Origin of the sequence: Kribbella sp. NPDC000426 (assembly GCF_040300265.1) — a bacterium.
Taxonomy (GTDB): domain Bacteria; phylum Actinomycetota; class Actinomycetes; order Propionibacteriales; family Kribbellaceae; genus Kribbella.
Map to the genome: position 1 here is coordinate 389828 of NZ_JBEPDK010000009.1, position 24980 is coordinate 414807.

At 67.7% G+C, this 24980-nt stretch carries 25 protein-coding genes; 13 read left to right on the plus strand and 12 right to left on the minus strand.

Annotated features, from left to right (window positions below):
* The first annotated feature begins 111 nt into the window (after positions 1 to 111).
* Positions 112 to 930 carry a hypothetical protein gene (locus ABT313_RS38840; RefSeq protein WP_350864783.1) on the plus strand — a complete coding sequence of 273 codons (819 nt, stop codon included), beginning with the start codon at positions 112 to 114 and terminating at the stop codon, positions 928 to 930.
* Between the two features lie 106 nt (positions 931 to 1036).
* The gene (locus ABT313_RS38845) at positions 1037 to 1306 is read left to right on the plus strand and encodes a GlsB/YeaQ/YmgE family stress response membrane protein (RefSeq protein ID WP_350864786.1); all 270 of its coding nucleotides are present in this window, start codon (positions 1037 to 1039) and stop codon (positions 1304 to 1306) included.
* A 17-nt stretch (positions 1307 to 1323) separates the two neighbouring features.
* Here ABT313_RS38845 and ABT313_RS38850 read toward each other — a convergent pair whose 3' ends face one another.
* The 5 genes from ABT313_RS38850 to ABT313_RS38870 form a co-directional block, all read right to left on the minus strand.
* Positions 1324 to 3693, minus strand: coding sequence for a glycoside hydrolase family 65 protein (locus tag ABT313_RS38850; protein WP_350864789.1), 2370 nt, complete (start codon positions 3691 to 3693; stop codon positions 1324 to 1326).
* Positions 3690 to 4433, minus strand: coding sequence for a beta-phosphoglucomutase family hydrolase (locus tag ABT313_RS38855; protein WP_350864791.1), 744 nt, complete (start codon positions 4431 to 4433; stop codon positions 3690 to 3692). The genes ABT313_RS38850 and ABT313_RS38855 overlap by 4 nt, the downstream gene beginning before the upstream one ends.
* Positions 4434 to 4443: 10 nt before the next feature.
* Positions 4444 to 5409, minus strand: a complete 966-nt coding sequence (locus ABT313_RS38860; RefSeq protein ID WP_350864794.1) for an RNA polymerase subunit sigma-70 — start codon at positions 5407 to 5409, stop codon at positions 4444 to 4446.
* Complete coding sequence (locus ABT313_RS38865) at positions 5406 to 5819, minus strand: glyoxalase superfamily protein (protein ID WP_350864796.1); 414 nt, start codon at positions 5817 to 5819, stop codon at positions 5406 to 5408. Before ABT313_RS38865 ends, ABT313_RS38860 begins: the two co-directional genes overlap by 4 nt.
* Positions 5820 to 5915: 96 nt before the next feature.
* Entirely contained in the window at positions 5916 to 6914 is a 999-nt protein-coding gene (locus tag ABT313_RS38870) for an acetylxylan esterase (RefSeq protein ID WP_350864799.1), read from the minus strand.
* Positions 6915 to 7054: 140 nt separating this feature from the next.
* On the opposite strand from ABT313_RS38870, the gene ABT313_RS38875 reads away from it, so the two are divergent.
* The 9 genes from ABT313_RS38875 to ABT313_RS38915 all read left to right on the plus strand — a co-directional run bounded on the left by ABT313_RS38875 (position 7055) and on the right by ABT313_RS38915 (position 18248).
* Positions 7055 to 7642 (plus strand): PadR family transcriptional regulator, encoded by a 588-nt coding sequence (locus ABT313_RS38875; RefSeq protein ID WP_350864802.1) that lies wholly within the window; start codon positions 7055 to 7057, stop codon positions 7640 to 7642.
* Positions 7643 to 7682: 40 nt separating this feature from the next.
* On the plus strand, positions 7683 to 9248 hold the full coding sequence (locus tag ABT313_RS38880) for a sulfatase family protein (RefSeq protein WP_350864805.1): 1566 nt from the start codon (positions 7683 to 7685) through the stop codon (positions 9246 to 9248).
* Between the two features lie 10 nt (positions 9249 to 9258).
* Complete coding sequence (locus ABT313_RS38885) at positions 9259 to 10773, plus strand: ABC transporter substrate-binding protein (protein WP_350864808.1); 1515 nt, start codon at positions 9259 to 9261, stop codon at positions 10771 to 10773.
* A 4-nt stretch (positions 10774 to 10777) separates the two neighbouring features.
* Positions 10778 to 11719 carry an ABC transporter permease gene (locus tag ABT313_RS38890; protein ID WP_350864811.1) on the plus strand — a complete coding sequence of 314 codons (942 nt, stop codon included), beginning with the start codon at positions 10778 to 10780 and terminating at the stop codon, positions 11717 to 11719.
* Complete coding sequence (locus ABT313_RS38895) at positions 11716 to 13410, plus strand: dipeptide/oligopeptide/nickel ABC transporter permease/ATP-binding protein (RefSeq protein WP_350864814.1); 1695 nt, start codon at positions 11716 to 11718, stop codon at positions 13408 to 13410. The genes ABT313_RS38890 and ABT313_RS38895 overlap by 4 nt, the downstream gene beginning before the upstream one ends.
* Entirely contained in the window at positions 13403 to 14230 is an 828-nt protein-coding gene (locus tag ABT313_RS38900; RefSeq protein WP_350864817.1) for an ATP-binding cassette domain-containing protein, read from the plus strand. The genes ABT313_RS38895 and ABT313_RS38900 overlap by 8 nt, the downstream gene beginning before the upstream one ends.
* Complete coding sequence (locus tag ABT313_RS38905) at positions 14227 to 15975, plus strand: sulfatase (protein ID WP_350864820.1); 1749 nt, start codon at positions 14227 to 14229, stop codon at positions 15973 to 15975. The genes ABT313_RS38900 and ABT313_RS38905 overlap by 4 nt, the downstream gene beginning before the upstream one ends.
* The gene (locus ABT313_RS38910; protein WP_350864822.1) at positions 15975 to 17483 is read left to right on the plus strand and encodes a sulfatase family protein; all 1509 of its coding nucleotides are present in this window, start codon (positions 15975 to 15977) and stop codon (positions 17481 to 17483) included. The genes ABT313_RS38905 and ABT313_RS38910 overlap by 1 nt, the downstream gene beginning before the upstream one ends.
* A 69-nt stretch (positions 17484 to 17552) precedes the next feature.
* Positions 17553 to 18248 carry an SDR family oxidoreductase gene (locus ABT313_RS38915; RefSeq protein ID WP_350864825.1) on the plus strand — a complete coding sequence of 232 codons (696 nt, stop codon included), beginning with the start codon at positions 17553 to 17555 and terminating at the stop codon, positions 18246 to 18248.
* Positions 18249 to 18278: 30 nt separating this feature from the next.
* Here ABT313_RS38915 and ABT313_RS38920 read toward each other — a convergent pair whose 3' ends face one another.
* The 3 genes from ABT313_RS38920 to ABT313_RS38930 all read right to left on the minus strand — a co-directional run bounded on the left by ABT313_RS38920 (position 18279) and on the right by ABT313_RS38930 (position 21062).
* The gene (locus ABT313_RS38920) at positions 18279 to 19184 is read right to left on the minus strand and encodes an enolase C-terminal domain-like protein (protein WP_350864828.1); all 906 of its coding nucleotides are present in this window, start codon (positions 19182 to 19184) and stop codon (positions 18279 to 18281) included.
* Between the two features lie 208 nt (positions 19185 to 19392).
* Positions 19393 to 20412, minus strand: coding sequence for a DUF4037 domain-containing protein (locus ABT313_RS38925; RefSeq protein WP_350864831.1), 1020 nt, complete (start codon positions 20410 to 20412; stop codon positions 19393 to 19395).
* Entirely contained in the window at positions 20409 to 21062 is a 654-nt protein-coding gene (locus ABT313_RS38930; protein WP_350864834.1) for a class I SAM-dependent methyltransferase, read from the minus strand. The genes ABT313_RS38925 and ABT313_RS38930 overlap by 4 nt, the downstream gene beginning before the upstream one ends.
* A gap of 43 nt (positions 21063 to 21105) precedes the next feature.
* Between ABT313_RS38930 and ABT313_RS38935 the strand changes: the two genes are divergently transcribed.
* Complete coding sequence (locus tag ABT313_RS38935) at positions 21106 to 21750, plus strand: HAD family hydrolase (RefSeq protein ID WP_350864836.1); 645 nt, start codon at positions 21106 to 21108, stop codon at positions 21748 to 21750.
* Here ABT313_RS38935 and ABT313_RS38940 read toward each other — a convergent pair.
* Positions 21738 to 22004 (minus strand): VOC family protein, encoded by a 267-nt coding sequence (locus ABT313_RS38940; RefSeq protein WP_350864839.1) that lies wholly within the window; start codon positions 22002 to 22004, stop codon positions 21738 to 21740. The genes ABT313_RS38935 and ABT313_RS38940 overlap by 13 nt on opposite strands.
* On the opposite strand from ABT313_RS38940, the gene ABT313_RS38945 reads away from it, so the two are divergent.
* Positions 21919 to 22236 carry a TetR-like C-terminal domain-containing protein gene (locus ABT313_RS38945; protein ID WP_350864976.1) on the plus strand — a complete coding sequence of 106 codons (318 nt, stop codon included), beginning with the start codon at positions 21919 to 21921 and terminating at the stop codon, positions 22234 to 22236. The two genes, ABT313_RS38940 and ABT313_RS38945, sit on opposite strands and share 86 nt — an antisense overlap.
* Here the strand turns inward: ABT313_RS38945 and ABT313_RS38950 are convergent.
* The 3 genes from ABT313_RS38950 to ABT313_RS38960 are packed head-to-tail and all read right to left on the minus strand — an operon-like array spanning position 22224 to position 24931.
* On the minus strand, positions 22224 to 22829 hold the full coding sequence (locus ABT313_RS38950; RefSeq protein WP_350864842.1) for a hypothetical protein: 606 nt from the start codon (positions 22827 to 22829) through the stop codon (positions 22224 to 22226). The two genes, ABT313_RS38945 and ABT313_RS38950, sit on opposite strands and share 13 nt — an antisense overlap.
* Complete coding sequence (locus ABT313_RS38955) at positions 22829 to 23371, minus strand: SigE family RNA polymerase sigma factor (RefSeq protein WP_350864845.1); 543 nt, start codon at positions 23369 to 23371, stop codon at positions 22829 to 22831. Before ABT313_RS38955 ends, ABT313_RS38950 begins: the two co-directional genes overlap by 1 nt.
* 36 nt (positions 23372 to 23407) lie before the next feature.
* A complete protein-coding gene (locus ABT313_RS38960; RefSeq protein ID WP_350864848.1) occupies positions 23408 to 24931 on the minus strand; it encodes an alpha-L-arabinofuranosidase family protein in 1524 nt (507 codons plus the stop codon).
* Between the last annotated feature and the right edge of the window lie 49 nt (positions 24932 to 24980).

A 24980-nucleotide genomic window follows, 5' to 3' on the forward strand; every position in this document is an offset into this window, starting at 1 on the left:
GAGAGACTAAGCGACTGGTCGGACAGTATTCTGGGAGGAAGGCCGAGCGAGGTGGGGACCTGGTGCTCGGGGTCAGGGGGACAGATCGTGGCGCTACGTAGTTGGACACTCATGTCCGGTGCGCTTCTGCTGGCAGTCGCCGGCTGTACGAGCGCCGAGGGTTCGAGCGGGGCCGGCCCGGTGACCGAAACCCCCTCGATCGTCCTTCCCCGGACCACGAGTCCGGTCAAGCCGGCCGCCGATTGCGCGCATTCCACCGAGCAGCTCCCGGCCGAGGCCCAGGCAGACGGCGTCGCGCTGTCCGCCACCACCGATCCGACCCGCACCTCGTTGCTGCTCAAGAACATCGGCGGGCTGACGGTCATCATCATGCCGGACGCGGGCTTCACCAGCCGGCTGATCGCCGCACCCTCCGGGAATCCGACCGACCTGCCATCGCGAGCCGCACTGATCGCCGTCAACAACAGCGGCGGCCTCGCCGGAGTCCTGGACATTCCCGTGTTCATGCCCAAGAACCAGGTCATCGTAGTGCCGCCGCAGTGGGGTGTCTGCGTGCTCAGCGACAGCCTCAAGGAGTTCGCCACGGCGCGGTACCTGCAGGACAAGGGGACCACCGCGCAGTACTTCCTGACGAAGGCGCTCGCGGATCAACTGCTCGCCGAGAACAGCATCGCCAGGACGCAGCCGACGCTGATCAGGTGCGCGAGGAGCACCGCCGACGTCGTCAAGGGCAAGCCGGCGCTGTCGGACATCGAGCAGTACGTCGATATCCTCGCGCCCGGGTCCCCCTGCCGCAACAGCTACCAGGCCCTGCTGCACAGCAACCGGGACGCCGCCGACGAGCTCGCGACCGCGGTACTCAGCGAGCTCCAGGCGACCCCCAGGCTGAAGCCCAACAGCGACCTGATCCCCACCACGGCACGGAGCTGAAGCCAGGGTCGGATCCGGGTCGGCTCAGGGGGAACTCCACTGCCCTCAGACCCCGCCTCGGCCGGAGACTGGAGTCCTACCGTTCGACCCTCGGAGGTCTTCAGCCATGATCGGCTTCATCATCGCCGGACTCGTCATCGGAGCGTTGGCCCGGCTCTTCACACCCGGCAAGCAGAAGCTCGGCCTGCTCGCCACGTTGCTGCTCGGCCTGGCCGGCTCGGTGATCGGCGGCACGATCGCCGCGATCCTCGGCACCGGCAGCATCTTCGAGCTGAACGTGTTCGGCTTCATCATCGCGGTGATCTCGTCGGTGCTGCTGGTCGGCACAGCCGAGTCGCTGTCGGCCCGGCACAAGAACTCGTCCATCAGCCGCTGACAACCAGCCGGCAGTAGCTAGGCGCCTTCGTTGATCGCCATCGCCGGCCGCGGCTCGCGGCCCGGCGGTTGCGGCGGCCGGGGCAGCAGCGGGCGCCGCTTCTCCAGCGTCCGGACGACCGGCTGATCGGCCCGGACCGTGATCTCCTCACCGGCATGCCGGAAGGTGACCTCGGCGTCCGGGCCGTTGTGCACGGTGTACTTCACCGCCACCGGATCGATCTCGACCTTCAGCCGGACCCCGCGCCAGCGGATCGAGAAACTCAGCCCGCCCAGTCCGATCGGCAGCGCCGGATCGAACGACAGGCTGCCGTCGCAGTCCCGCAACCCGCCGAAGCCGCAGACCAGCGCACTCCAGGCGCCGCCGAGCGACGCCATGTGCAACCCGTCGCCGGTGTTGTGGTGGAGGTTGCGCATGTCGATCAGCGCGGCCTCGTACGCATAGTCGTACGCGAGGTCGAGATGCCCGACCTCGGCCGCCATCACGGCCTGCACGCACGCGGACAACGACGAGTCCCGCACCGTCAGCCGCTCGTAATAGTCGAAGTTCCGCGCCTTCTCCTCGGGGGTGAACGCGTCACCGCACCAGAACGTCGCCAGGATCAGGTCGGCCTGCTTCACCACCTGCGTGCGATACAGCTGGAAGTACGGCGCGTGCAGCAGCAGCGGATACCTGTCCTTGTAGGCGTCGAAGTCCCACACGGCGTACCCGGTGAAGCCCTCGGACTGCGGGTGTACGCCGAGATCCTTGTCGTACGGCACGTACACAGCAGCGGCCGCGTCACGCCACGCGGCCTCCTCCTCGGCATCGATGCCCAGCTCGCGGGCCTTGGCCGGCAGCTTGACCGACACCTCCGCCGCGAACCGCAGGTTGCGCGCCGCCATCAGGTTGGTGAAAACGTTGTCGTCGGCAACGGCGCTGTACTCGTCGGGGCCGGTCACGCCGGGGAGATGCCACTTGCCGTCGCGGTCGTGGTGCCCGAGCGACATCCACAGCCGGGCCGTCTCCGCGAGCAGCTCCAGCCCGACCTCTTCGAGGAAGCCGTCATCGGCGGTCGCGGTGTGGTACCGCATGACCGCTTCGGCGATGTCGGCGTTGAGGTGGAACGCCGCCGTACCGGCCGGCCAGTAGCCGGAACACTCCTGGCCGCGGATCGTTCGCCACGGGAACGCCGCGCCCTTGAAGCCCAGCACCTCGGCCCGCTCCTTGGCGAGCTCGAGGATCGAATGTCGCCAGCGCAGCGCGTCGGCGGCCGCGTCGGGCATCGTGTAGGTCAGCACCGGCAGCACGAAGCCTTCGGTGTCCCAGAACGTGTGCCCGTCGTACCCCGCACCGGTCAGCCCCTTGGACGGGATCGCGCGACGCTCGGCGCGCGCACCGGCCTGCAGGACATGGAAGAGCGCGAACCGCACTGCCTGCTGCAGCTCCGGATGCCCTTGCACCTCGACGTCGGCGCCGTCCCAGAAGTCGTCGAGGAAATCGACCTGCTGCTTGGTCAGACCGTCCCAGCCGGAGAACTGCGCGCTCGCGATGGCTGCCGCGACCTGATCCCGGATCGCTGTCTCCGAACGCAGACTGGACCAGCCGTACGCCAGGTACTTCACGACGCGCAGACTCTCGCCGGGCTGCAGATGCGCGATCACTGTGGTCCGCGCCCAGTCCTCACGCACGTCCTGGTCCATCGCGTACCGAACGGTGGTGTCCACCTCGTGCGACATCGCAGCCGCCATCAACTGCTGGCTACGCGTGGTCCGGTGGATCAGCACGACGCCGTGCTCGCCGCCGTCGTGGCTGACCGGCTTGAGCGGGTTGTCGAGCACTGCGGCGACACGTGGGTCGTCGGACAGCTTCGGCTGGGCCTCGTTGGCGACCAGCTCGGACTGGATCACGAACCGGGCCGGCTGGTCGACCGGCTCGACGACGTACTCGATGGCGGCGACCGCGCGCTGGGTCAGCGACACCAGACGGCGGCTGCGGACCTTGATCCGCTTGCCGCCCGGCGAGGTCCAGTCGACGTCGCGCTCGAGGATGCCGGTGCGGAAGTCCAGCGAGCGTTCGTGCTTGGTCAGGTACCCGTAGCGGATGTCGAACGGCGAGTCGTCGACCATCAGCCGGATCAGCTTGCCGTTGGTCACGTCGACGAGCGTCTGCCCGGACTCCGGGTAGCCGTAACCGGCTTCGGCGTACGGCAGGGGGCGCTGTTCGTAGAACGAGTTCAGGTACGTGCCGGGGATCGCGTACGGCTCGCCTTCGTCGAGGTTGCCGCGCAGGCCGATATGGCCGTTCGACTGGGCGAACAGCGACTCCGACTGGGCGAGCTTGTCGAGCGCCAGCCTGGTCTCCCGCAACCGCCACGGCTCGATCGGGTGATGGCCACGGTCGATCATGCGTCCTCCAGCAACTCTCCGAGGTCACGAACCACCACGTCGGCCCCGTGCGCCTTCAGCTCGGCCGCCTGACCGACGCGGTCCACTCCGATCACATGCCCGAAATGGCCCGACCGGCCGGCCGCCACGCCAGCGAGAGCATCTTCATACACAGCTGCAGCAGAAGGATCGACGCCGAACCCCTTGGCCGCGGCAAGGAACGTGTCCGGCGCCGGTTTGCCCTTCAGGCCCTCGGTCCGGATCGTCACACCGTCGACGATCTGCTCGACGTACTTCGCGAGTCCGGTCACGTCCAGCACCTCGCGGGTGTTCGCACTCGACGACACCACCGCGCGCCGCAGACCCGCCTGCTCGGCGGCCTCGAGATACCGCCGCGAGCCGTCGAAGACGTGCACGCCCTCGGTCCGAATCCGGCGCTGGACGGCCTCGTTCTTCCGGTTGCCGAGGCCGTTGACCGTCAGGGCGTCCGGCGGATCGTCGCTGCTCCCGTCGGGCAGCGTGATGCCGCGCGCGGTCAGGAAGTCGCGCACCCCGTTCGCGCGCGGCTTGCCGTCCACATAGGCGTCGTACTCCGCCCGGGCGTCGAACGGTGTGAACGCGATCCCGTGCTGCTCCGAGTAGACGCGGAGGAACTCGTCGAACATCTCTTTCCACGCGGCGGCGTGGACGGCAGCGGTGTCGGTCAACACACCATCCAGGTCGAACAGACAGGCCTGGATCCCCGCAGGTAGTCCCAGCATGAAGAACACATTAGGGGGTCAAGCGGTCGGGCAGACCAAAGGCTGGGAAACGGGAGTAGCCGAAGGTGGTGATCTCGACGATCTTGTGGTCGCTGACCCACAGCACGTCGAGCTTGAACGCCCGCCACACCGTGTCCCCTGGACGCATCAGGTACGACGCTGCTGCGGGCAGGCGGTTCGCCGAGGTCGGCACCAGCTTCCACTCGCCGTCGCGCTTCGGCCCCATGCCCCGCTCGAACAACGGCAGGCACGCGGCCAGGCCGTCGAACGTCAACTGGTCGGGCGGCATCGAGATCCGCAGGTCCTCGGCCGCGATCGCGATCGCCGCCGCTGCGTCACACCGTTGATGGGCGTCGATGAAGCGATCCAGCACCTCGCGCTCCTCGGCCGTCGGGCGTGGCGCGCTCCAGTCGGACCGGCGGGCCGGCAGGCGCTGCTGCATCGTCACGCGGGCGCGTTGGAGCGCGCTGTTGGCCGCGGCCACGCTGGTCTCCAACAGGCCGGCAGTCTCCGACGCGGACCACCCGAGCACGTCCCGGGCGATCAGTGCGGCGCGCTGACGAGCAGGCAGTGCCTGGAGAGCGATCAGGAACGTGAGCTCGATCGTCTCCCGGTCCACCGCGACCGCGTCGGGCTGGTCGGCCGGCGGAGCGATCTCGTCGAGCAGCCGGTCCGGATACGGCTGGAGCCAGGCCATGTCGCCGGGCGACGAACTGCGCCGGGTCTGGCGTCGGGTGACGTCCAGACAGACGTTGGTCGCGATCCGGTACAGCCACGCACGGAAGTACGTGCGGCCGTCGTACTGATCGCGGCTGCGCCACGCCCGCAGCAGCGTCTCCTGCACGGCGTCCTCGGCATCGTCGTACGACGCGAGCATGCGATAGCAATGCACGTGGAGCTCGCGCCGGTGGCGTCCCGCGAGGTCGGCGAACGCGGCCTCGTCGCCCGCGAACGCCGCCTCTTCCAGCGTGGTCATGAGAGGTGCCCGACCTCCTGGACGGTCCAGTTGTTGCCGTCCGGGTCGTCGAAGGACAGGAAGGAGTTGTAGTCGGACCGGTCGGGATGCACACCGTCCTGTTTGCCCTGGTCACCGAAGTGGAACGGCTCGCTGACCTCGACGCCGCGGGCGACCAGCTCGGCCCGCGCCGCCTCGATGTCCTTCACCACCAGATGGGTGCCCTGGTAGCTGCCCGGCTTGGCCGACGTCACCCCGGTCCCGATCGTGATCGAGCACGCCGACCCGGGCGGGGTGAGCTGAACGACCCGGAACGAGTCGCCGGCCCGGTGGTCGACGTCCTCCGCGAACCCGAGCTGGTCGGTGTAGAACTTCTTGGCCCGATCCACGTCCGACACCGGCACGATCACGAGCTCGAGTTTCCAGTCCATTGCGGCCTCCCACGGTCCCGGTCGGTCCAGTCTGGCCGACATCAATGACCGTGTAACGACGCCCGGACCGAAAACTCATCGGTCAATCGATAAGCCTCAGGCGTATGCCTCGAAGATCTGCGCGAACCAGTCGAGCTGGGCCAACTGCTGGTACGTCTGGCCACCCTCGTGGTTGTTGTACTGGTAGACCTCGATCTCCTTCTGCTCACTGCCGTAGCTGTTGTACGCCGCGAAGACGGTCGACGGCGGACAGGTCGCGTCCATCAGCGCGACGGAGAACAGCGCAGGCGCCGTGGCCAGCCGGCCGAGGTTGACGCCGTCGAAGTAGCTCAGCGTCCGCAGTGCCGCGTCGACGTCCTGCCGGAACCCCTTCAGGTACCGCGTGATCTCGCCGTACGGGTCCTTGTCGGTGATCTGCAGCGCCCGCTCGAAGTGACACAGGAACGGTACGTCGGGAGCGCAGCCGAGCAACTCGATCCCGGCGATCGGTGCGAGACCGGCCGCGGCGATCGAGATGCCACCGCCCTGGCTGCCGCCGGTGACGATCACCTTGGCCGGATCGACCAGCGGAGACGTCTTCACCGCGTCGAGCGCACGGACCGCGTCGATGAACACGCGGCGGTAGTAGTAGGTCTCCGGGTCGGTGATGCCCGCGGTCATGAAGCCCGGCGTGTGGTTCAGACCGGCGTACGGCGTGGCGTCCGGCGTGGCGTCGAAACCGCCGGCGCCGTAGCTCTGGCCGCGGGTGTCCATCACGAAATGGGCGTAGCCGGCCTGCGCCCACAACGTGGTCGCGTGCGGGAAGCCCCGGCCGCCGGAGTACCCGTGGTACTGCACAACGGTCGGCAGCGGGCCGGTGGCACCTGCCGGTACGTGCAGCCAGCCCTTGACGGGCGTGCCGCCGAAGCCGGCGTAGGTGACGTCGTAGGTGTCGATCAGCGCGAGCTTGTTGTCGATCAGCGTGAACGAGGCGGACAGGTCGTCGGTGCGCGCCTTCTCGATGGAGCGGCGCCAGAAGTCGACCAGGTCGGCGGGGGCGGCCACGTCGGGCCGGTACTCGCGGAGCTTGTCGAGGGAAAGGTCGAACATGGCCATGAGCGACAAACCTACGCCCACCCGGGCCTTCTTGGTAAACGATCTCCGATACCGGACAAGGTCATGAAGTATTGACGGGGTATTCCACTTGTGGTGTCCTCTCGGGTATTCCACTTGTGTCATACCGGTCGGAGGCGATCATGAAGCTCGAGCACATCCTTCTCGGCGTGCTGCTGATGCGCCCCAGCACCGGGTACGACCTGAAGCGCTACATGGACGCCCGCGGGACGTTCCTGCGCCCCAACACGCAGATGAGCCAGGTGTACCGCTGCCTGTCGTCGATGGAGGAGCGCGGCTGGGTCTGGCACACGGTCGAGCCGCGGCCGGGCGCCCAGGACGCCAAGACCTACCGGGTCACCGACGAAGGGATCACCGTGTTCATGGACTGGCTCACGGCGCCGTACTCCCCGACCACGATCTACACCCGGGACCCCGGGTTCTACGGGCGGCTCGCGTTCTGCGGGTTCCTCGAGCCCGACCAGGTGATCGAGCTGCTCGATCGGGAGATCCTCGCCCGGCAGCTGCAGATCAAGCGCTACCGCGACCGGGACCGCACCGTCCCCGAGGAGCCGGAGCTGCCGTTCGACGCCGACCTCCAGGCCTACGTCGAGGAGCGGTCGCACGAGCTCGGTTCGCAGCTGATGGACCAGCACGTCGCCTGGTGCATCGAACTCCGCGAAGAGCTGCAGAGCCGCAGCTCCCAGCGCCGCATCCGCGCGGTCGACTGACCGCAGGACCACGTGTAGTTGCCCCTTCAGGAGCACAGCTATGCCCACTTCCAGACCGAACGTCGTGTGGATCAGCACGCACGACATCAATCCGCACCTCGGGTGCTACGCCGGGATCTGGCCCGGCGCCGAACAGGCGTCCACGCCGCGACTGGACGGCCTTGCCGCCGAGGGGATGCTGTTCGAGCGTGCCTTCTCCGCGGCCCCGGTCTGCGGTCCCTCGCGCAGCGCGATCATCACCGGCTGTTTCCCGCCGGCGATCGGCACCATGCACATGCGGACCCGCGCCACTCCCCCGCCGTCGGTCCGGTTGCTGCCCGAGTACTTCCGCTCCGCGGGCTACTGGACCGGCAACACAGCCTTCACCGACTTCCAGGTGGACGTACCCGAGCCGGTGTACGACGAGCTCGGCGATCACGCGCACTGGCGGCTGCGCGACGACCCGGACCAGCCGTTCTTCATGGCCTTCCACAGCCTGATCACTCACGAGTCGCAGCTCTACCTGGACGACGACGAGTTCGCTCGCAAGACACCCGATGCGCAGCGGGTCGAGAAGGCCGAGGTACCGCCGTACCACCCGGACACCGAGGTGTACCGGACATCGTGGCGGCGGTATCTCGAGCTGATCAGCCAGATGGACCACTGGGCCGGCGGGATTCTCGACCAGCTCGAGGAGGACGGTCTCGCGGACAACACGATCGTGGTGTTCTGGAGCGACCACGGGCTGGGGATGCCGCGCGGCAAGCGGTGGGCCACGGAGCTCGGGTTCCGCGAGCCGTTGATCGTCCGATGGCCAGGGAAGATCGCCGCGGGGACGACGTACGCCGAACCGGTCGCGTTGATGGATCTCGCGCCGACGATGCTCTCGATGTGCGGTCTCGAGGTCCCCGACCACATGCACGGCGAGGTGCTGTTCGAGCGGCGCAGTGAGTACGTCGTGAGCGCCCGCGACCGGATGGGTGAGGCGGAGGACACGTCCCGCTCGATCCGCGACCGGCGATTCCGCTACACCCGGCATCTGCACCCGGATCGCTCGCCGATGGGGCACACGGAGTACCCGGACAACCTGTGGACCTGGAAGGAACTGCGGCGGCTGTTCGCCCAGGAAGCCCAGCAACAGCTCGCGTTCGGCGAACCGCCGTCGATCCTCACCGACCTGCAACGCTCGATCGTTGCCGCCAGCAAACGTGCGCCGGAGGAGCTGTACGACGTCGAGGCCGATCCGCACGAGGAGCACAACCTCGCTGGGCTGCCGGAGTACGCCGACGTACAGCAGCGCCTCGCCGCCGCGCTCGACGACTGGCTGGCGAAGACCGGCGACCTCGGGCAACGACCCGAGCAGGACCTGCTTGCCGAGTGGCGTCCGAACGGGCACTGCCCGCACACGGCCGAACCGGAATTCGAGACTCGTGACGGCCTGGTGGCGATCACGTGCCCGACGGACGGCTCGCTCATCGGCTGGACCACCGACCCTCCGACGGCAGAGCGCCGCCGTTGGCAGCTCTACACCGCCCCGCTCACCTCACCCACACCCATCTGGGTCAAGACCTGGCGGCTCGGCTTCCAGCCCAGCGCAGACATCCCGGTCGCACCACCCGCACGCTAAGGAGCCGATCATGCTCATCCGCCGCTGCAGCGCCCTGCTGGCCGCTGCCGCCCTCGTCGTCGGTGCCGGTGCCTGCTCCGGCGCCGGCGCCAGCTCGTCCGCGTCGAAGACCCTCACGATCGCGGCCGTCCTCGACAACAACTCGTTCGACCCCACCCAGCTGAACATCGGCAACCAGATGCAGTACTGGTCGCCGGTCTTCGACACGCTGCTGACCCGCGACAAGGACAACAAACTGCTGCCATGGCTCGCGACGTCCTGGAAGTACGACGCCCGGCGCACCACGCTGAACCTCAAGCTCAAGAGCGGCGTGAAGTTCAGCGACGGTACGCCGTTCGACGCGACCGTGGTGAAGGACAACATGACCAACCTGGCCGCCGGAACCGGCCAGAACTCGTACATGAGCCGGTCGATCGCGGCGTACCAGATCGTCAGCCCGACCGAGCTGAACCTGAAGCTGAAGACGCCGGATCCCGGGCTGATCGACTATCTGGCCAGCGTCGGCGGGGTGATGGCCAGCCCGAAGTCGCTCAAGGCCAAGGATGTCGCGACCACGCCGGTCGGCAGCGGACCGTACGAGCTGGACAAGACCGGGACCGTTGCCGGTAGCACCTATACGTACAAGCGGAACCCCGGCTACTGGAACACCGCCGCGTTCCCGTACGACAAGATCGTGATCAAGCCGATGACGGATCTGACCGCCCGGTTGAACGCGATCAAGTCCGGCCAGGTCAACGGCGCGCTCACCGACACCAACTCGCTGGCCGACGCCCAGCGCAGCGGACTCACCGCGAACACCACACCGGTGAATTGGAACGGCCTGCTGCTGATGGACCGCGACGGCAAGCTCGTCCCGGCGCTGAAGGACCTGCGCGTCCGCAAGGCGATCAACTACGCCTTCGACCGGGAGGCGATCCTGAAGAACGTCTCGCACGGGCAGGGCGCGTTGACCACGCAGATCTTCAACACCGCCGGCGACGGCTACGACAAGGCGCTGGACAGCACGTACAACTACGATCCGGCGAAGGCCAAGCAGCTGCTCGCCGAGGCGGGTTACGGCAGCGGATTCTCGATCACGATGCCGGAGTCGCCCGGGTTCGCGCAGTACAACGCGATCATCGAGCAGCAACTGGGGGCCATCGGCATCAAGGTGAAGTGGGTGAAGGTCCCGGCCAACGCGGTCATCCCGGAGATCCTGTCCGGCAAGTACCCGGTCGCGTTCATGACGCTGGGCAGCCAGTCCGCGTGGCAGGACATCCAGAAGGCCGTCACCCGGAAGGCGCCGTGGAACCCGCTGAAGGCGGGCGACCCGCAGCTCGACAAGCTGCTGGCCACCGCCCAGAACGCTCCGGAGGCGCAGCTGCCGGCGGCGATGAAGGCGGTCAGCAAGTGGCTGGTCGACAACGCCTGGTTCGACCCGTGGTACCGCGAGAACAGCGTCTACCTGAGCGACGCGAAGACCGCCGTCGCCATGCAGGCCTACAACGTGGCGCCCGCCATCAGCTCGTTCGCCCCGAAGGAGTGACGGCATGTTTCGATTCATCGGACGCCGGCTGGTCGCATGCGTCGTACTGGTCGTGGTGATCGCCGGCATCACCTTCCTGCTCGCCTTCTCCGGCACGAGCAACGTCGCCCGCAACCTGCTCGGTGAGAACGCGACTCCGGATCAGTTGGCGGCCAAGAACGCTGAGCTCGGACTGGACAAGCCTCTGCTCGCACAGCTCGGCACCTGGGCCTCGCACGCTCTGCACGGCGACCTGGGCATCTCATGGTTCACCAACGAGCCGGTGGCGCAGGCGATTGCCAACAGACTGCCAGTGACGTTGTCGATGGTCGTCCTGGCCGTGTCGCTGACCGCATTGATCAGTGTCGGGCTCGGCGTGGCAGCTGCCGTTCGCGGTGGCTGGCTGGACCGGGTCATCCAGGTGCTGAGCGTGGCCGGGTTCGCATTGCCGAACTTCTGGGTCGCACTGGTTCTCGTGGTGTTCTTCTCGGTCGGCCTCGGAGTACTACCGGCGACCGGCTACGTGCGGCTCTCGGAGTCACCTGGCAGTTGGGCAGCAGCCCTCGTCCTGCCGGTGGCGTCCCTGGTGATCGGGAGCACCGCGTCAGCCGCCCAACAGGTACGTGGTGCGGTCATCGACGTACTGCGTCAGGACTTTGTCCGCACGTTGCGGGCCCGGGGTATCAGTCCGCGGTCCGTACTGTTCCGCCACGCCCTGCGGAACGCCGCGAGTCCCGCGCTGACCGTGCTGTCACTGCAGTTCATCGCTCTGCTCGGTGGTGCCGTGGTGATCGAGAAGGTGTTCGCCATCCCCGGTCTCGGCACGCTGACGATCAACGCGGCCCTGCAGGGCGACGTACCGGTGCTGATGGGCGTGGTGGTCACGCTGGTCGTGCTGGTCGTCATCGTCAACCTGGTCATCGACGTCATCAGCGGCTGGGTCAACCCGAAGGTGCGTGTGCAATGACGGTCCGCAAGGTACTCCGTAACCCGCTGGCGATTGCTGCGTTCGTGGTACTGCTGGTGATCGTGCTGGCGAGCATCTTCGCGCCATTGGTCGCACCGCACAGTCCGACGGCGCTGCGGCTCGACAAGATCAACGCTGGTCCTGGCAGTGGCTATCTGCTCGGTGGCGACGGCGCCGGCCGCGACATCTCCAGCCGACTGCTGTACGCCGGTCGCAACACCCTGACCGGCGCAGTGATCGCTCTAGCAGTCGCACTGGTGCTCGGAGTGATCTCTGGTCTGCTCAGCGGGTACTACGGCGGCCTGCTCGACGGTGTGCTCGGCTGGGGCGCCAACCTGTTGATGGCGCTGCCGACGATGATCGTGCTGCTCGCACTGTTCCAGGCCCTCGGCTCGTCGATCTATCTGGCCATGGTCGCGTTCGGCGTGATGCTCTCCCCCGGTTTCCACCGGCTCGTCCGCGGTCAGGTCATGGCGGTGAAACACGAGCTGTACGTCGACGCGGCGCGCGTGTCCGGGCTGAGCGATCCCCGGATCATCGGGCGGCACGTGCTGCTGGTCGTCCGCGCTCCGATCGTCATCCAGGCATCGGTCGTGGCCGGTATCGCGATCGTCGTACAGTCCGGGCTGGAGTTCCTCGGCCTGGGCGATCCGGGTACGCCGACGTGGGGCGGCATGCTGCAGGACGCGTTCACCAACATCTACACGTCACCGGTCGCCATCTGGTGGCCAGGTATGACGATCGCGCTGACCGTCGCCTCGCTCGTCCTGCTGGGCAACGCGATCCGGGACGTCATCCAGCGCACGGACCGGCCGCGCAAACCACCTCGACCTCCGAAACTGGCGCCGACGACACCCGACACGACCGATCTCCCGCTGTTGCGGATCACTGGTTTGACGGTCGGATACCCGAGCAACGACGGCTATCGAGAGGTCGTGCACGGCGTCGATCTCGACGTCCGGCACGGAGAGGTGATGGGACTGGTCGGCGAGTCCGGATCCGGCAAGACGCAGACCGCGTTCTCGGTGCTCGGTCTGCTCTCACCCGGCGGCACGCTGATCGGTCGCAGCAGCATCGTCTTCGACGGCGCCGAGCTGGCCCGGCAGTCGGAGTCGCAGCGACGAGCACTGCGAGGCAAGAGGATCGGCTACATCCCGCAAGAGCCGATGTCGAACCTGGACCCGTGCTTCCGGGTCGGCGAGCAGCTGGTGGAGCCATTGCGTGTGGTGTCCGGTCTGTCCAAGCAGGCTGCTGTGGCGGAGGCTCTGAGTCTGCTGGAACGCGTCGGCATCCCGGATCCACGCCGTACCTTCGCCGCCTACCCCCATGAGATCTCCGGCGGTATGGCGCAGCGCGTGCTGATCGCTGGTGCAGTGTCGGGCAAGCCTGATCTGCTGATCGCGGACGAACCGACGACGGCGCTGGACGTGACGGTGCAGGCCGACGTACTGGATCTGCTGCGCGGTCTGCAGACGGAGTTCGGGATGGCGATGTTGCTGGTCACCCACAACTTCGGTGTGGTCGCGGACATCTGCGACCGGGTGGCCGTGATGCAGGACGGGCGGATCGTCGAGGTCAACGACGTACGGCCGTTGTTCGCGAGCCCGCAGCACCCCTACACGCAGACGCTGCTCGGCTCGACGCTCGAGGACAGCACTCCACGCACCCGACTCGAGGTGAACCATGCTTGAGGCCAAGAATGTCGTCGTCGACTACGCCGGACGCCGGCGGGCGAATGCCTTCCGGGCGCTGCACGACATCTCGTTCGACATCAAGCCGCACGAGACACTCGGACTGGTCGGTGAGTCCGGTTCCGGCAAGACCACGATCGGACGGGCGGTCCTCGGCCTGGTGCCGGTCAGTTCCGGGTCGATCCGGTTCGACGGGCAGGAGCTGGTCGGCATGTCCCGCCGGGAGCGGCGCCGGCTGAGTGACGACATCCAGGTCGTGTTCCAGGACCCGTACAGCTCGCTCAACCCGTCCATGACCGTCGAGGACATCCTCGTCGAGCCACTCGTTGCCCGTGGGTCGGTCAGTCGCGTTGCTGCGACCGAGCGGGTCCGCACGCTGCTCGACCAGGTCGGTCTGCCCCAGGACGCCGTACGCCGGTTGCCCCGCGAGTTCTCCGGTGGCCAACGGCAACGCATCGCGATCGCCCGCGCCCTGGCGCTCAGGCCCAAGCTGATCGTCTGTGACGAACCCGTGTCCGCGCTCGATCTGTCCACGCAGGCGCGCGTGCTCGACCTGTTCATCTCTATCCAGGAGGAGACCGGAGTGGCCTACCTCTTCATCTCGCACGACCTCGCCGTCGTCCGGCACATCAGCCACCGCGTCGCGGTGCTGTACCGCGGCGACATCGTCGAGTACGGCGACGCCGCCGCCGTGACCGAGCGGCCCGAACACCTGTACACAAAGCGTCTCCTGATGGCCGCACCGATCCCCGACCCGGACCGGCAGGCTGTCCGCCGCCAGGAACGGCGTGAGCTGCTGGCCAGTGAGGCGGTCGGATGAAACGCGCTGTCATGGTCATGTACGACTCGCTCAACCGGCGCATGCTCCCGCCGTACGGCGCGGAGAACGTACATGCGCCGAACTTCAGCCGGCTGGCCGAACACACTGCCCTGTACGAGAACTGCTACGCCGGGAGCATGCCCTGCATGCCTGCACGGCGTGAGCTGCACACCGGGCGGTACAACTTCCTGCACCGGTCGTGGGGCCCGCTGGAGCCGTTCGACGACTCGATGCCGGAGCTGTTGCGGCAGCACGGCGTACACACGCATCTGGCGACCGATCACCAGCACTACTGGGAGGACGGCGGCGCGACGTACCACAACAGGTACTCGACGTACGAGTTCTTCCGCGGGCAGGAGGGTGACCGGTGGAAGGGGCAGGTCCGTGAGCCCGACGTACCGGAGACATTGAACGGTGCGAGCTTCCTGAGCCGGCAGGACTGGGTGAACCGGCAGTACATGCAGGACGAGTCGCAGCACAGTCAGACGTTGACCTTCGACGCCGGTGTCGAGTTCATCGAGACGAACCTTGCCGAGGACAAGTGGTTCGTGCAGATCGAGACGTTCGACCCGCACGAGCCGTTCTTCAGCTACGAGCAGTACCGGCGGTTGCTCGGGGTCGACACCGATGCGCCGGTGTTCGACTGGCCGTCGTACCGGCGTGTGATCGAGACGCCGGAGGAGGTGGAGCGAGCACGCGGCGAGTACTTGTCGTTGCTGGCGATGTGTGACCGGTCGCTGGGTCGGGTGCTCGATCTGTTCGACCAGCACGGGTTGTGGGACGACACGATGCTGATCGTCTGCACGGACCACGGCTTCCTGCTCGGCGAGCGCGGATGGTGGGGCAAGAGCGTCCAGCCGTGGTTCGACGAGACCATCCACACTCCGCTGTTCGTCTGGGATCCCCGGGACGGCGCGGCCGGCGTACGGCGGGCGTCCTTGGTGCAGACGATCGATATCGCGCCGACGCTGCTGGACTACTTCGCCGTCGACAGTCCGCCTGACATGCAAGGCCTGCCGCTGTCCGGTGAACTTGAGCGAGAGGGTGCGCTGTTCGGCGCGCACGGCGCGCACGTCAACGTGACGGACGGCCGGTACGTCTATATGCGCGCCTGCGCCGACCCGTCGAACACACCGCTCTACAACTACACCCTGATGCCTACCCACATGCGAGCGCGCTTCAGCCCTGAGGAACTCCAGAACGCCGAGCTGGTCGACGGCTTCAAGTTCACGAAAGACGTGCGCCTCCTCCGCCTGCCAGGGCCGTCGGTTGGGAACCCGTGGTGGCATGGCTCGATCCTGTTCGACCTGCACACCGATCCGCAGCAGCAGCACCCTCTGCGTGACGACGAACTCGAGCTGCGCCTGTGTGGTCTGATGCTCGACCTCATGCGCGCCAACGACGCTCCACCCGAGCAGTACAAACGTCTTGGGCTACCGGCGGACGGACCGGCTCTGACTGAGCACCTGTTGATCGGGCACCAGTGGGAGCAGCTGCAACGAGCGCTCAAGCCGTCGGTGCGCCGGACTGATCTGAAGGAGGACTCTCCACTGCGAACGCTTACGCTGACAGACGTACTGGACGACTACCCGGACCTGCTCCCGGCTCACATCGTCGCCGGGCTCAGCGGGATGCGACGGCTCACCCCGACCGCTCCCCTGCTCGAGGTCCTCGCCGGGCATCCAGGTGTGACCGCACAGATGATGCTCGAGATCGACGCTGCATTCACCCGGAAGGCAAGCTGATGGCACGCCCGAACATCGTCTTCGTCATGTCCGACGACCACGCCGCGCACGCGATCTCGGCGTACAGCAACAACACACGTAGCAAGGTCAACAGCACGCCGCACCTGGACCGGCTGGCCCAGGACGGGGTGCGGATGGATGCGACGTACTGCACGAACTCGATCTGCTCGCCGTCCCGGGCGTCGATCCTGACCGGCACCTACAGCCATGTGAACGGCGTGGCGTCGATCTTCACCGAGATCGACTACCGGGTGCCGACGTTCACCGAGGTGATGAAGGACGCCGGCTACCAGACCGCACTGTTCGGCAAGTGGCACCTCGGCGAGCGGCCGGAGTCGGCGCCACGGCACTTCGACGCCTGGCGAGTGTTCCCCGGACAGGGTGAGTACGTCGATCCGCTGATGCTGGGACCGGACGGCGCCGAGACAGTGCCCGGGTACGCGACCGACATCGTCACCGACCAGAGCATCGACTGGATCCGGCAGCGGGACCCGGATCGGCCGTTCCTGCTGCTCGTGCACCACAAGGCGCCGCACCGGCCGTGGGTGCCGGACGAGAAGCACAAACACCTCTACCCGGTCGGATCGATCCCGGAGCCGAGCACGCTGTTCGACGACCACAGCACTCGCAGCCAGGCGGTTCGCGGCGTACGCATGTCCGTTGCCGACGACCTGGGCGCGGACGAGCTCGGCGAGGACCTGCCGGACGAGCTGCGTGGACCGGAGAACCGGGAGGCGCGGATGCGGTGGAAGTACCAGCGCTACCTGCGGGACTACCTGCAGTGCGTGCAGTCGATCGACGACAACGTGGGCCGGCTGCTCGACGTACTCGACGAGGAGGGGCTCGGCGAGAACACGGTTGTCGTGTACACCTCCGACCAGGGGTTCTTCCTCGGGGATCACGGGTGGTTCGACAAGCGGCTGATGTTCGACGAGTCGCTGCAGATGCCGATGATGATCCGCTGGCCCGAGGTGATCCCGGCCGGCAGCACCTGCGACGCCATGGTGACCAACGTGGACTTCGCAGCGACGTTCCTCGACATGGCCGGGCTGGATATGCCCACCTCCCAGGGCCGGAGCTTCCTGCCGGTGCTGCGGGGTGAGGAGGTCCCGGACTGGCCGGACGCGATCTACTACCGGTACTGGGAGCACGACGATCCGATCCACCACGCTCCGGCCCACTACGGCGTACGGACGAAGGAATACAAGCTCATCCACTACTACGGCGCCGGTCTGGGCGTGCCCGGGTCGTCGGAGCGGCTGTTCGAGTCGGAGTGGGAGCTGTACGACCTGCAGAAGGACCCGGAGGAACTGGTGAACGTCGCCGACGACCCGGCGTACACCTCGGTCCGGGCGGAGCTGACTGCACAGCTGGCGGAGCTGCAGGCGCACTACGCGGATACGCCGTACGGCGGGCCGGACACGCCGCGACCGGAGTGGTCGTGGGCGGACGAGAAGTCGCTGCGCCAGGTCGCGGAGTACACCAAGCGCCTCGGCCAGGAGGTCTGAAGGCCAGCCAGTGGCGGATGCGAGCCGGCCGGCCGCTCGTGTTCGGTATGCGTCATGACACTTCAAGGCATGACAGTTCTGGTCGTCGGCCGGGGCGGCGGCATTGCCCGTGCGGTCACCCTGGCCGCACGGGACGCCGGCGCCCAGGTCGTCGCCGCGGGCCGCAGCCAGGACAAGCTGAAGGCGGCGTACGACGGTGAGCCGGGTATCACCACCGAGTACGTCGACCTGACCGACGAGGCCTCGATCGCGGCCCTCGGCGAGCGGCTCGGGACCGTCGACCACATCGTCTCCACCGCGTCGGCCCGGGCCCGCGGGAAGATCGCGGACCTCGACCGGGACGCGGTCCGGGCGTCGTTCGACACGAAGGTGATCGGCCCGCTGATGCTCGCCAAGCACCTCGCGCCGCGGATCAACGACGGCGGTTCGCTGACGATCTTCTCCGGTGTCGCGGCCGCCAAGATCGCGGTCGGCACGCTCGCGGTCGCGATCACCAACGGCGCGGCGGACATCCTCGCCCGGTCGCTCGCGCTGGAGCTGGCGCCGATCCGGGTGAACGCGATCTCCCCCGGCGTCATCGACACCGGCGCCTGGGACGGGCTCGGCGCGGGCAAGGACGACTACTTCCGCGACATCAGCGAGCGCAACCCGGCCCGGCGGATCGGTACGGCGGACGACGTCGCGCAGACCGTCCTGTTCGCGATGACCAGCACCTTCGTGACCGGTACGACGCTGCGCGTGGACGGCGGCGAACCGCTGACCTGACTACGGCTGACCTGACTACGGCTGACCTGACTACGGCTGGGCGAGGCCGAAGCCGGGCTCCTCGGACAGGACGACGTACCCGTCCTCGAGCGTGTAGGCGCCTGGTCCCGGCACGCCTTCGACGATCGGGACGTTGCCGAGGCCGGCCGCCAGGTGAGCGGCGTACAGGGTCTTGAGCGGGACGCCCCAGGCGTGCGGTGAGGCTTCGGAGGCGAGCTCCGGCATGGTGCGGCGCCAGGCGGTGAGGCCGTGGCCGATAACGTCCATGAGGGCTACGTCGACGAGGCCTTCGCGGGCCAGCCGGAGTACGTGGTCGACGTCCGGGTCGTACTCGCCGTCGGCCACCTTCGGGCGGTTCGTCATGGTCTGCAGGTGTTCGCGGAGCGCCTGCAGATCGGGGCGGCGTTCCTGGAACGGCTCCTCGATCCAGTACAGGTCGCAGTCCGCGACGCCGTCGAGGTACTCGAACAGGCCGTTGAGGCTGAACCCGTCGTTGCCGTCGACAAGGATCCCGGCGTCCGGGTACAGCTCACGCGTCAGCCGGGTCACCTCGATGTCGCGCGCCAGCCCGGCCCGCGAATCCATCCAGCGGTGGCCGCGCCCGATCTTCAGCTTGAAGTCACGGAACCCGAAGGCTTGGTCCTGGGCCAGGTTCGTCCGGATCGCCTCCAGCCCGTGGTCGAGGTCGTCGAAGTAGATGCCGCCGCTGTAGCAACGCACCCGGGTCGGGCCGCGTCCACCGAGCATCGCGTAGACAGGCACGTCGAGGATCCGCGCCGCGAGATCGTGCAACGGATAGTCGAGGAACTCGGCGGCCGGATCGATCACCCCGCGCTCCGGGTCGATCAACTCGGCCAGATTACGACCGATCAGCCCCCGCGGGTCCGCGTCGTACAACGCCAGCCCCCACCCGGTGGCTCCCCGATCGGTCTCCACGACGTACACCGTCTGCTTACCCCCGCTCCCATGACTACCAAGAAACGAGTTCCGCCCAATCGTGCGCAGGTACTCATAACGATGATCGGCGGTCGTGACGGACCGAACGACATGGCTGGCAAGAGTCATCACTCAACCCTAGTAGCCATCCAGACCCCCCGCCCGACCTGACCGAGTCGTGGCCCGCTCCGGCTCTCGTTTCTTTCTTTCAGTGGTAGACGGCGGTGAACTTGCGGAAGGCTGCTGGATTGCTGAGGACGTCGGTGTTGTCGGCGAATTGGTCTATGGAGCCGATCAGGCCGCAGCGGGCTACTGCTTGGTCGGTGACGGTTGCTAGGCAGGCGTGGACGAAGCGGCCGGCGTCGATTACCTGGGCGGGGCGGGTGAAGTACGGGCGGGGTGTGGGGTCGATGTGCTCGGTGATGGCGAGGGTGTTGTGGCGGCGGGCGACCAGTTCGTACGCCGTGACGAGCGCCTGCTCGCGATCGGCGAACCGGACGGCGGTTGTCGCGTCGGCGAGTGCCTGGTCCAGGCCGTCGGTGTGGTCGAGCCGTGCGAACGCCGTACCCAACCACTTGGTGTACGGCGCATAGGTCCGCGCCTGCAGCAGCGCCAAGCGCATCACGTCACGCACCAACCGAGCCGTGACCACCCGCGACCCGAGCTCGTCTCCCACCTCGTACGTGCGCTGGACGAACGCCTTCTCCTGCGCGATCCGCGACCACTGGCAGGCGAGCAGCCAACGCCAGATCTGGTCCGGGTACCAGGCGAGCGCATCACGTACCGCGGCCAACCGTCCGTCATCGGCGTACACCTCACCAGCCACGACACCCAACAACTGCTGCTGCGGCGTGACCAACCAGTCCGCGATCCCAATTCCCTGCGACGCATCGAACCCGAGCTGCCCACGCAGCCACTCCCCCAGCGTCGTGACCGTGACGTGGTGCACCGGCTCCTGACTGTCCCAACCGAAGCGGACCGCATGCCCGTCGTACTCGTCCGGCAGCCCGTCGTCGACGGCCTTCCGCACCCGCTCGACCTCACTCGCATCCACCAGCACCACAGCCCGCGGACCCCACCCGTGGTCCGTCGAGCGATCGGTGTCGTACCCGAGCACGTCCGATCCCCAGCCGAGCAGCCCGGCCGCGTACCCGACGTCCCCGACCAGAGGCGCGATCACGTCCCTGTGAAACCCGACCCCGATCTCAGCAGCACTCCGGAAGCTCATGCCGCCTCCTCTCGACGCAGCACGGCCCACAAACCCCAACCCGCATGAGACATCACCGCGGACCAGTCCGCTTGCGAAGCCTTCTCCAGCGCACCCAGCACCGTCTCGATCGGCACGTGATGCGGCGCGTCCTCACCGAGCGCGTTGGACCACACGACCACACCATCCGGCGTCAGCGTGCGCACAACCTCATCAGCAAACAGAGGTACGTCGGCCAGCACGACCGCCCGCGCCGATCCGTCGCCGGCGGGCAGTTGCGACGCATCACCCAGAACCCGCCACGGAGCAGTCGAACGGCTCAGCATCGCCCAGGTCAGATCCAGGCTGACTACCTTCGGCCAGACGTCATGGATGAGTGCGGAGAGCAGTCCGGTCCCGCAGCCGACCTCCAAGCACAGTCCGTCGGGCCAGGGCCCACCACGCTGCAGCGCGTCGGTCAGCGGGACAGCGCGGTAGCCACCGCGGTCACCGTCCCAGACCGGAGCCAGCTCGGTGTAGCGCCGTACGACGTCCTCCGCCTGCTCGTGTGACCAGGTCGCCGGGTGTTCGGCGAGCTCACGGGAGGCTTGTTGACTGGCTGCTGCTTCGGGACGAACAGGCTTCCCGGGGTCCGCCGGTACGACCCGTGTCAGCTCCGTGATCTGACCCACTACGCCACCTTTCCAATCCGAGAGCCCGTCTACAGTTACCCCGGTGAAGGCTGCGCATGTGGTGTGGGACTGGAACGGGACGCTACTCAATGACAATCACGCCGTACTAGCTGCGGTCAACGAGGTTTGTGCCGGGTTCGGGCGGCCGGAGCTCAGTTGGGGTGACTGGCAGGCGGCGTACGCGCGGCCGATGCGAGTCTCGTACGAGCAGATCTTGCAGCGCACGCTCGACGAGGAGGACTGGGCGCGGGTCGACAAGCTGTACCACGAGCGGTACGACGCGCTGCTGCACACCTGCGAGCTCGCCGGCGGGACTCTCGACGTACTGCGGCAGTGCACCGAGAGCGGCCGGACGCAGTCGTTGCTGTCGATGTGGTTCCACGCGCGGTTGACTCCGACCGTCGAGCAGTACGGGCTCACGTCGTACTTCACGCGGGTCGACGGACTGCCCGGCGAGGTCGGCGGTGGGTCGAAGGCCGACAGCCTCGTCCGCCACCTCGAGGCGCAGCAGCTGGACCCGGCGACCGTCGTACTGATCGGAGACGTCGTGGATGACGGCGAGGCGGCTCAGGCGGCCGGCACGCAGTGCATCCTCGTGTCGACCGGCGCGATGACGCGGTCGTCGTTGGAGGCGACCGGTGCGCCGGTCACCGACTCGATCGCCGAGGCGATCCGTCAGCTGGGCTGAATCAGCTCGAGCAGGTTTCCTTCGGGATCTTTGACGTAGGCGAACCGCGCTCCGGCACGCGCTGCCGGGGCCGGGGCGGAGACCTCGGTCGCGCCGGCGTCCAGCAGGTGCGTGAACGTCGCGTCGAGGTCGTCGACGGACAGCGCCCAGTGGAAGTACCCCGAGCAGCTGGCCCGGTTCGCCGCGGCGTACGTCGAGTTCGCGGTCGGGGAGCCCGCGCTGTTCGACGTCGCCTTCAGCGCGGGCCTGCACAAGCCGGACCATCCTGGACTCGAAGAGGCCGGCCAGCGAGTCCTCGCAGTACTCCGCTCCCCCGCCGAGCAGCTTCGTCCCGACCCCGCGTCGGCGCTCGCCCTGATCCACAGCGTCGCCGCCACCGCCCACGGGTTCGCCGCGTTCGTGCGCGAGGGCGTCGTACCCGACCTCCACACCGCAACAACCGAGGCCGCTGCAGCAGCTCGCCGGCTGGCCGGTCAGGGCACGTAGACCGCCACCGCCAGCCGCGCCGCGGGATCTTGCACAGCCGCCGGCGGGGTCTCGCCGAGCCGGTAGCCCAGGTCAACGATGCGGAACCTGACCGGAGGGGTCCGCACCACCTGCGTGCCTGCGGAGTCGAACCCGCCGAGTGTGCTCGGGTTCGTCGGGTAGCTCGAGCACGCGACGAGCTGCGGCAATCCACCCTGGCTGGTCACCAGGACCTGCCGATGTTCAGCATCGCGTGCCGTGCACGTGATCGACAGCGTCGCTCCGGCCGCCGCCTGCAGCGCCGTCGCCAGCACGGTCGGTGTGAAGTCCGTCTGGCCGCTGGCCCCCGCCTCCTGGTCCGCCAACCGGTAAACACTCAGCTCCCCCGGGAAGGGCTCCAGCGGGCGGGTCGCCGGCTCTACGTCCGGCTTGCCGAGGTACTGCGTCCCGCCCACAACCACGCCGACTACCGCAGCCAGCCCCGCGGCCAGGACGGCCGAGCGTCGGCGTCTGCGGCGACGTCCGCGCCGGTGCAGGTCCTGCAACGGCGCCACGAGCGGACGTGGCGGCTGGGCAGCGCTCTGGAGCTGTTCGCGGAGTTCGTCGACGTTCATCACCGGTCCGCCTCCTCAGCTGCGGACAGCTCCAGGTGGAGCCGTCGAAGCGCCCGGTGCGTCTGGCTCTTCACCGTGCCCACGCTGCAGCCCAGTGCGGCCGCAGTCTGCGCCTCGGTCAGGTCCTCGAAGTACCGCAGGACCACGACCGCACACATCCGCTTCGGCAACGACCGCAGTGCTTCCAGCAGGTCCGCGTTGTCGACCCGCGTGTACTCGTCGACCGCCACCAGGTCCACATCGACATCCGTCAACCGCTCCGGCCGTGACCGTCGCCAGCGCCACCAGGCGAAGTACGTCGTCATCACGGTACGACGCACGTACGCTGTCGGATCCTCGTTCCGGATCGACCCCCACGCCGCCCAGCACTTCACCAACGCCGTCTGCACCAGGTCCTCGGCCAGCCCCCAGTCCTGCGTCAACAACCACGCCATCCGGACCAGCTGTGGATAGCGGACCGCGACGTACTCGTCGAAGTCCGCCGCATTGGCCCCGCGCCGATCCTCCACCTGCCCCCGAACAGCCGACAACTCAGCGGTCATACCCCTACAGGAGTCGACTCACCCCGCCGATGGTTGTCACTCCTGCTCAACTTTCTTCCCGACGACCGGACCGGTCGTGGTCAGTTCGATGATTGTGTACGAGCTAGGGGGGAGGTCGAGGGTGAGGTTGTCGGTCAGTTTGGCCTCGTCGGAGTGGGGCGCTACGCGGTCCGGCTCGGTCAGGGTGTTCTGGGCGAGTGGGTCTTCGGTGTGCAGTTGGTGCAGGCGTGCGACGTTGCTCGCCAGCGGCAGGCCGAGGTCGATGGACAGCTGCGCGGGTTGGTTGCGGTCCCGGTTGATGACCGAGAGCCATACCTTCGCCTCGCCGGGGTTCGTTGAGGCGCTGACGTCGAGGGCGGGCAGTTCGATCGGGGTGCGCTCCAGCGTTTCGCCGGGAACCGTGGAGCAGGTGGTGTCGCCGGCCAGGGAGAGTTCGCCGCTGTGGCGGCGTTGCATCCACAGCGGCCAGTAGACGGTCTCGCGCACGACCTCGTCGTCGGTGACCACCAGAGCGCCGACGACGTTGATGGTCTGGGCGAAGTTGGCCAGGGTCACGCTGCCGGCCTGCCGCTGCATGACGTTCAGGAACGACGCGACTGCCAGCGCGTCGACGGTCCGGTAGCGGGTCTCGCCCGGACGCCATTTCGGGCTCATCTCGAAGCGGGTCGCGTCGGCGCAGTTCCACTCGGTGAAGGCGAGCTCCGGCTTCGGCGTACCCGGCTTCTCGCGGGCGACCAGATCAACCAGGCCCTGGATCGCGACGATCGCTTCCTCGGTGCGATGAGGACCGCTCAGCACCCGCGCGTAGTCGCCGCCGTCGGCGGTCGGATCGAACTGCCAGTAGGTGTGCAGGGTCAGGTAGTCGATGTGGCCCCAGGCCTCGCGAAGCAGGGCAAGGTTCCAGTCGACGGCCTGGGTCGGCTCGAAGCATCCGATCGCGAGCACCTTCAGGTCCGGGTCGAGGCGCTTGATCGCCTTGGCCCATTCACGGCACCGGACGGCGTTCTCCTGCGGGCCGACCTGGCCGATCTCCCACGGTCCCCACTCCTCGTTCCCGATCTGCCAGTAGCGGACGTTGAACGGCTCGTCGTACCCGTGGGAGCGGCGCAGGTTCGCCCAGACCGAGTCGCCGGTGCCGTTGCAGTACTCGATCCACGCGAGTGCCTCGCGCAACGAGCCGGTCCCGGTCGTCAGGTTGATCTGCGGCTCGGCCCCGATCCGCCGGCAGTACTCGACGAATTCCGCCGTACCGAAGCCGTTGCCGACGTCGTACCCGAAATGCCAGTCGACGGTCCGCTCCCGGTCCGGTCCGACCCCGCGCTCCCACTCGTACGACGTCCCCGTGCAGCCGCCGGGCCAGCGCACGACCGGCGCACCGAGCTCCGCGATCGCGTCGACCACGCTCCGGCGCAGACCGTCCCGGCCCGCGTCCGGGTGATCGGGGTTGTGCAGCGCCTCGTCGGCCACCCAGCGGCGGCGGGACAGGAACTGCCCGTAGATCTCCGGCCGGATCGTTGCATTCACGGTCCCCCGCAGCTTGAACGTCGCTCGCGTGCTCACCCGCACAGTCTCTTCGTCGCCTTTTCTCTGACTTGAAGTTAAATAGTCC

Coding starts and splice junctions, on each gene's coding strand:
- ABT313_RS38860 (WP_350864794.1), bottom strand. CDS start 5,409: ATGACCACGCTGGAAGAGGCGGCGTTCGCGGGCGACGAGGCCGCGTTC.
- ABT313_RS38850 (WP_350864789.1), bottom strand. CDS start 3,693: ATGATCGACCGTGGCCATCACCCGATCGAGCCGTGGCGGTTGCGGGAG.
- ABT313_RS38845 (WP_350864786.1), top strand. CDS start 1,037: ATGATCGGCTTCATCATCGCCGGACTCGTCATCGGAGCGTTGGCCCGG.
- ABT313_RS38840 (WP_350864783.1), top strand. CDS start 112: ATGTCCGGTGCGCTTCTGCTGGCAGTCGCCGGCTGTACGAGCGCCGAG.
- ABT313_RS38885 (WP_350864808.1), top strand. CDS start 9,259: ATGCTCATCCGCCGCTGCAGCGCCCTGCTGGCCGCTGCCGCCCTCGTC.
- ABT313_RS38870 (WP_350864799.1), bottom strand. CDS start 6,914: ATGGCCATGTTCGACCTTTCCCTCGACAAGCTCCGCGAGTACCGGCCC.
- ABT313_RS38905 (WP_350864820.1), top strand. CDS start 14,227: ATGAAACGCGCTGTCATGGTCATGTACGACTCGCTCAACCGGCGCATG.
- ABT313_RS38865 (WP_350864796.1), bottom strand. CDS start 5,819: ATGGACTGGAAACTCGAGCTCGTGATCGTGCCGGTGTCGGACGTGGAT.
- ABT313_RS38910 (WP_350864822.1), top strand. CDS start 15,975: ATGGCACGCCCGAACATCGTCTTCGTCATGTCCGACGACCACGCCGCG.
- ABT313_RS38955 (WP_350864845.1), bottom strand. CDS start 23,371: ATGACCGCTGAGTTGTCGGCTGTTCGGGGGCAGGTGGAGGATCGGCGC.
- ABT313_RS38915 (WP_350864825.1), top strand. CDS start 17,553: ATGACAGTTCTGGTCGTCGGCCGGGGCGGCGGCATTGCCCGTGCGGTC.
- ABT313_RS38900 (WP_350864817.1), top strand. CDS start 13,403: ATGCTTGAGGCCAAGAATGTCGTCGTCGACTACGCCGGACGCCGGCGG.
- ABT313_RS38895 (WP_350864814.1), top strand. CDS start 11,716: ATGACGGTCCGCAAGGTACTCCGTAACCCGCTGGCGATTGCTGCGTTC.
- ABT313_RS38875 (WP_350864802.1), top strand. CDS start 7,055: ATGAAGCTCGAGCACATCCTTCTCGGCGTGCTGCTGATGCGCCCCAGC.
- ABT313_RS38890 (WP_350864811.1), top strand. CDS start 10,778: ATGTTTCGATTCATCGGACGCCGGCTGGTCGCATGCGTCGTACTGGTC.
- ABT313_RS38855 (WP_350864791.1), bottom strand. CDS start 4,433: ATGCTGGGACTACCTGCGGGGATCCAGGCCTGTCTGTTCGACCTGGAT.
- ABT313_RS38950 (WP_350864842.1), bottom strand. CDS start 22,829: ATGAACGTCGACGAACTCCGCGAACAGCTCCAGAGCGCTGCCCAGCCG.
- ABT313_RS38880 (WP_350864805.1), top strand. CDS start 7,683: ATGCCCACTTCCAGACCGAACGTCGTGTGGATCAGCACGCACGACATC.
- ABT313_RS38925 (WP_350864831.1), bottom strand. CDS start 20,412: ATGAGCTTCCGGAGTGCTGCTGAGATCGGGGTCGGGTTTCACAGGGAC.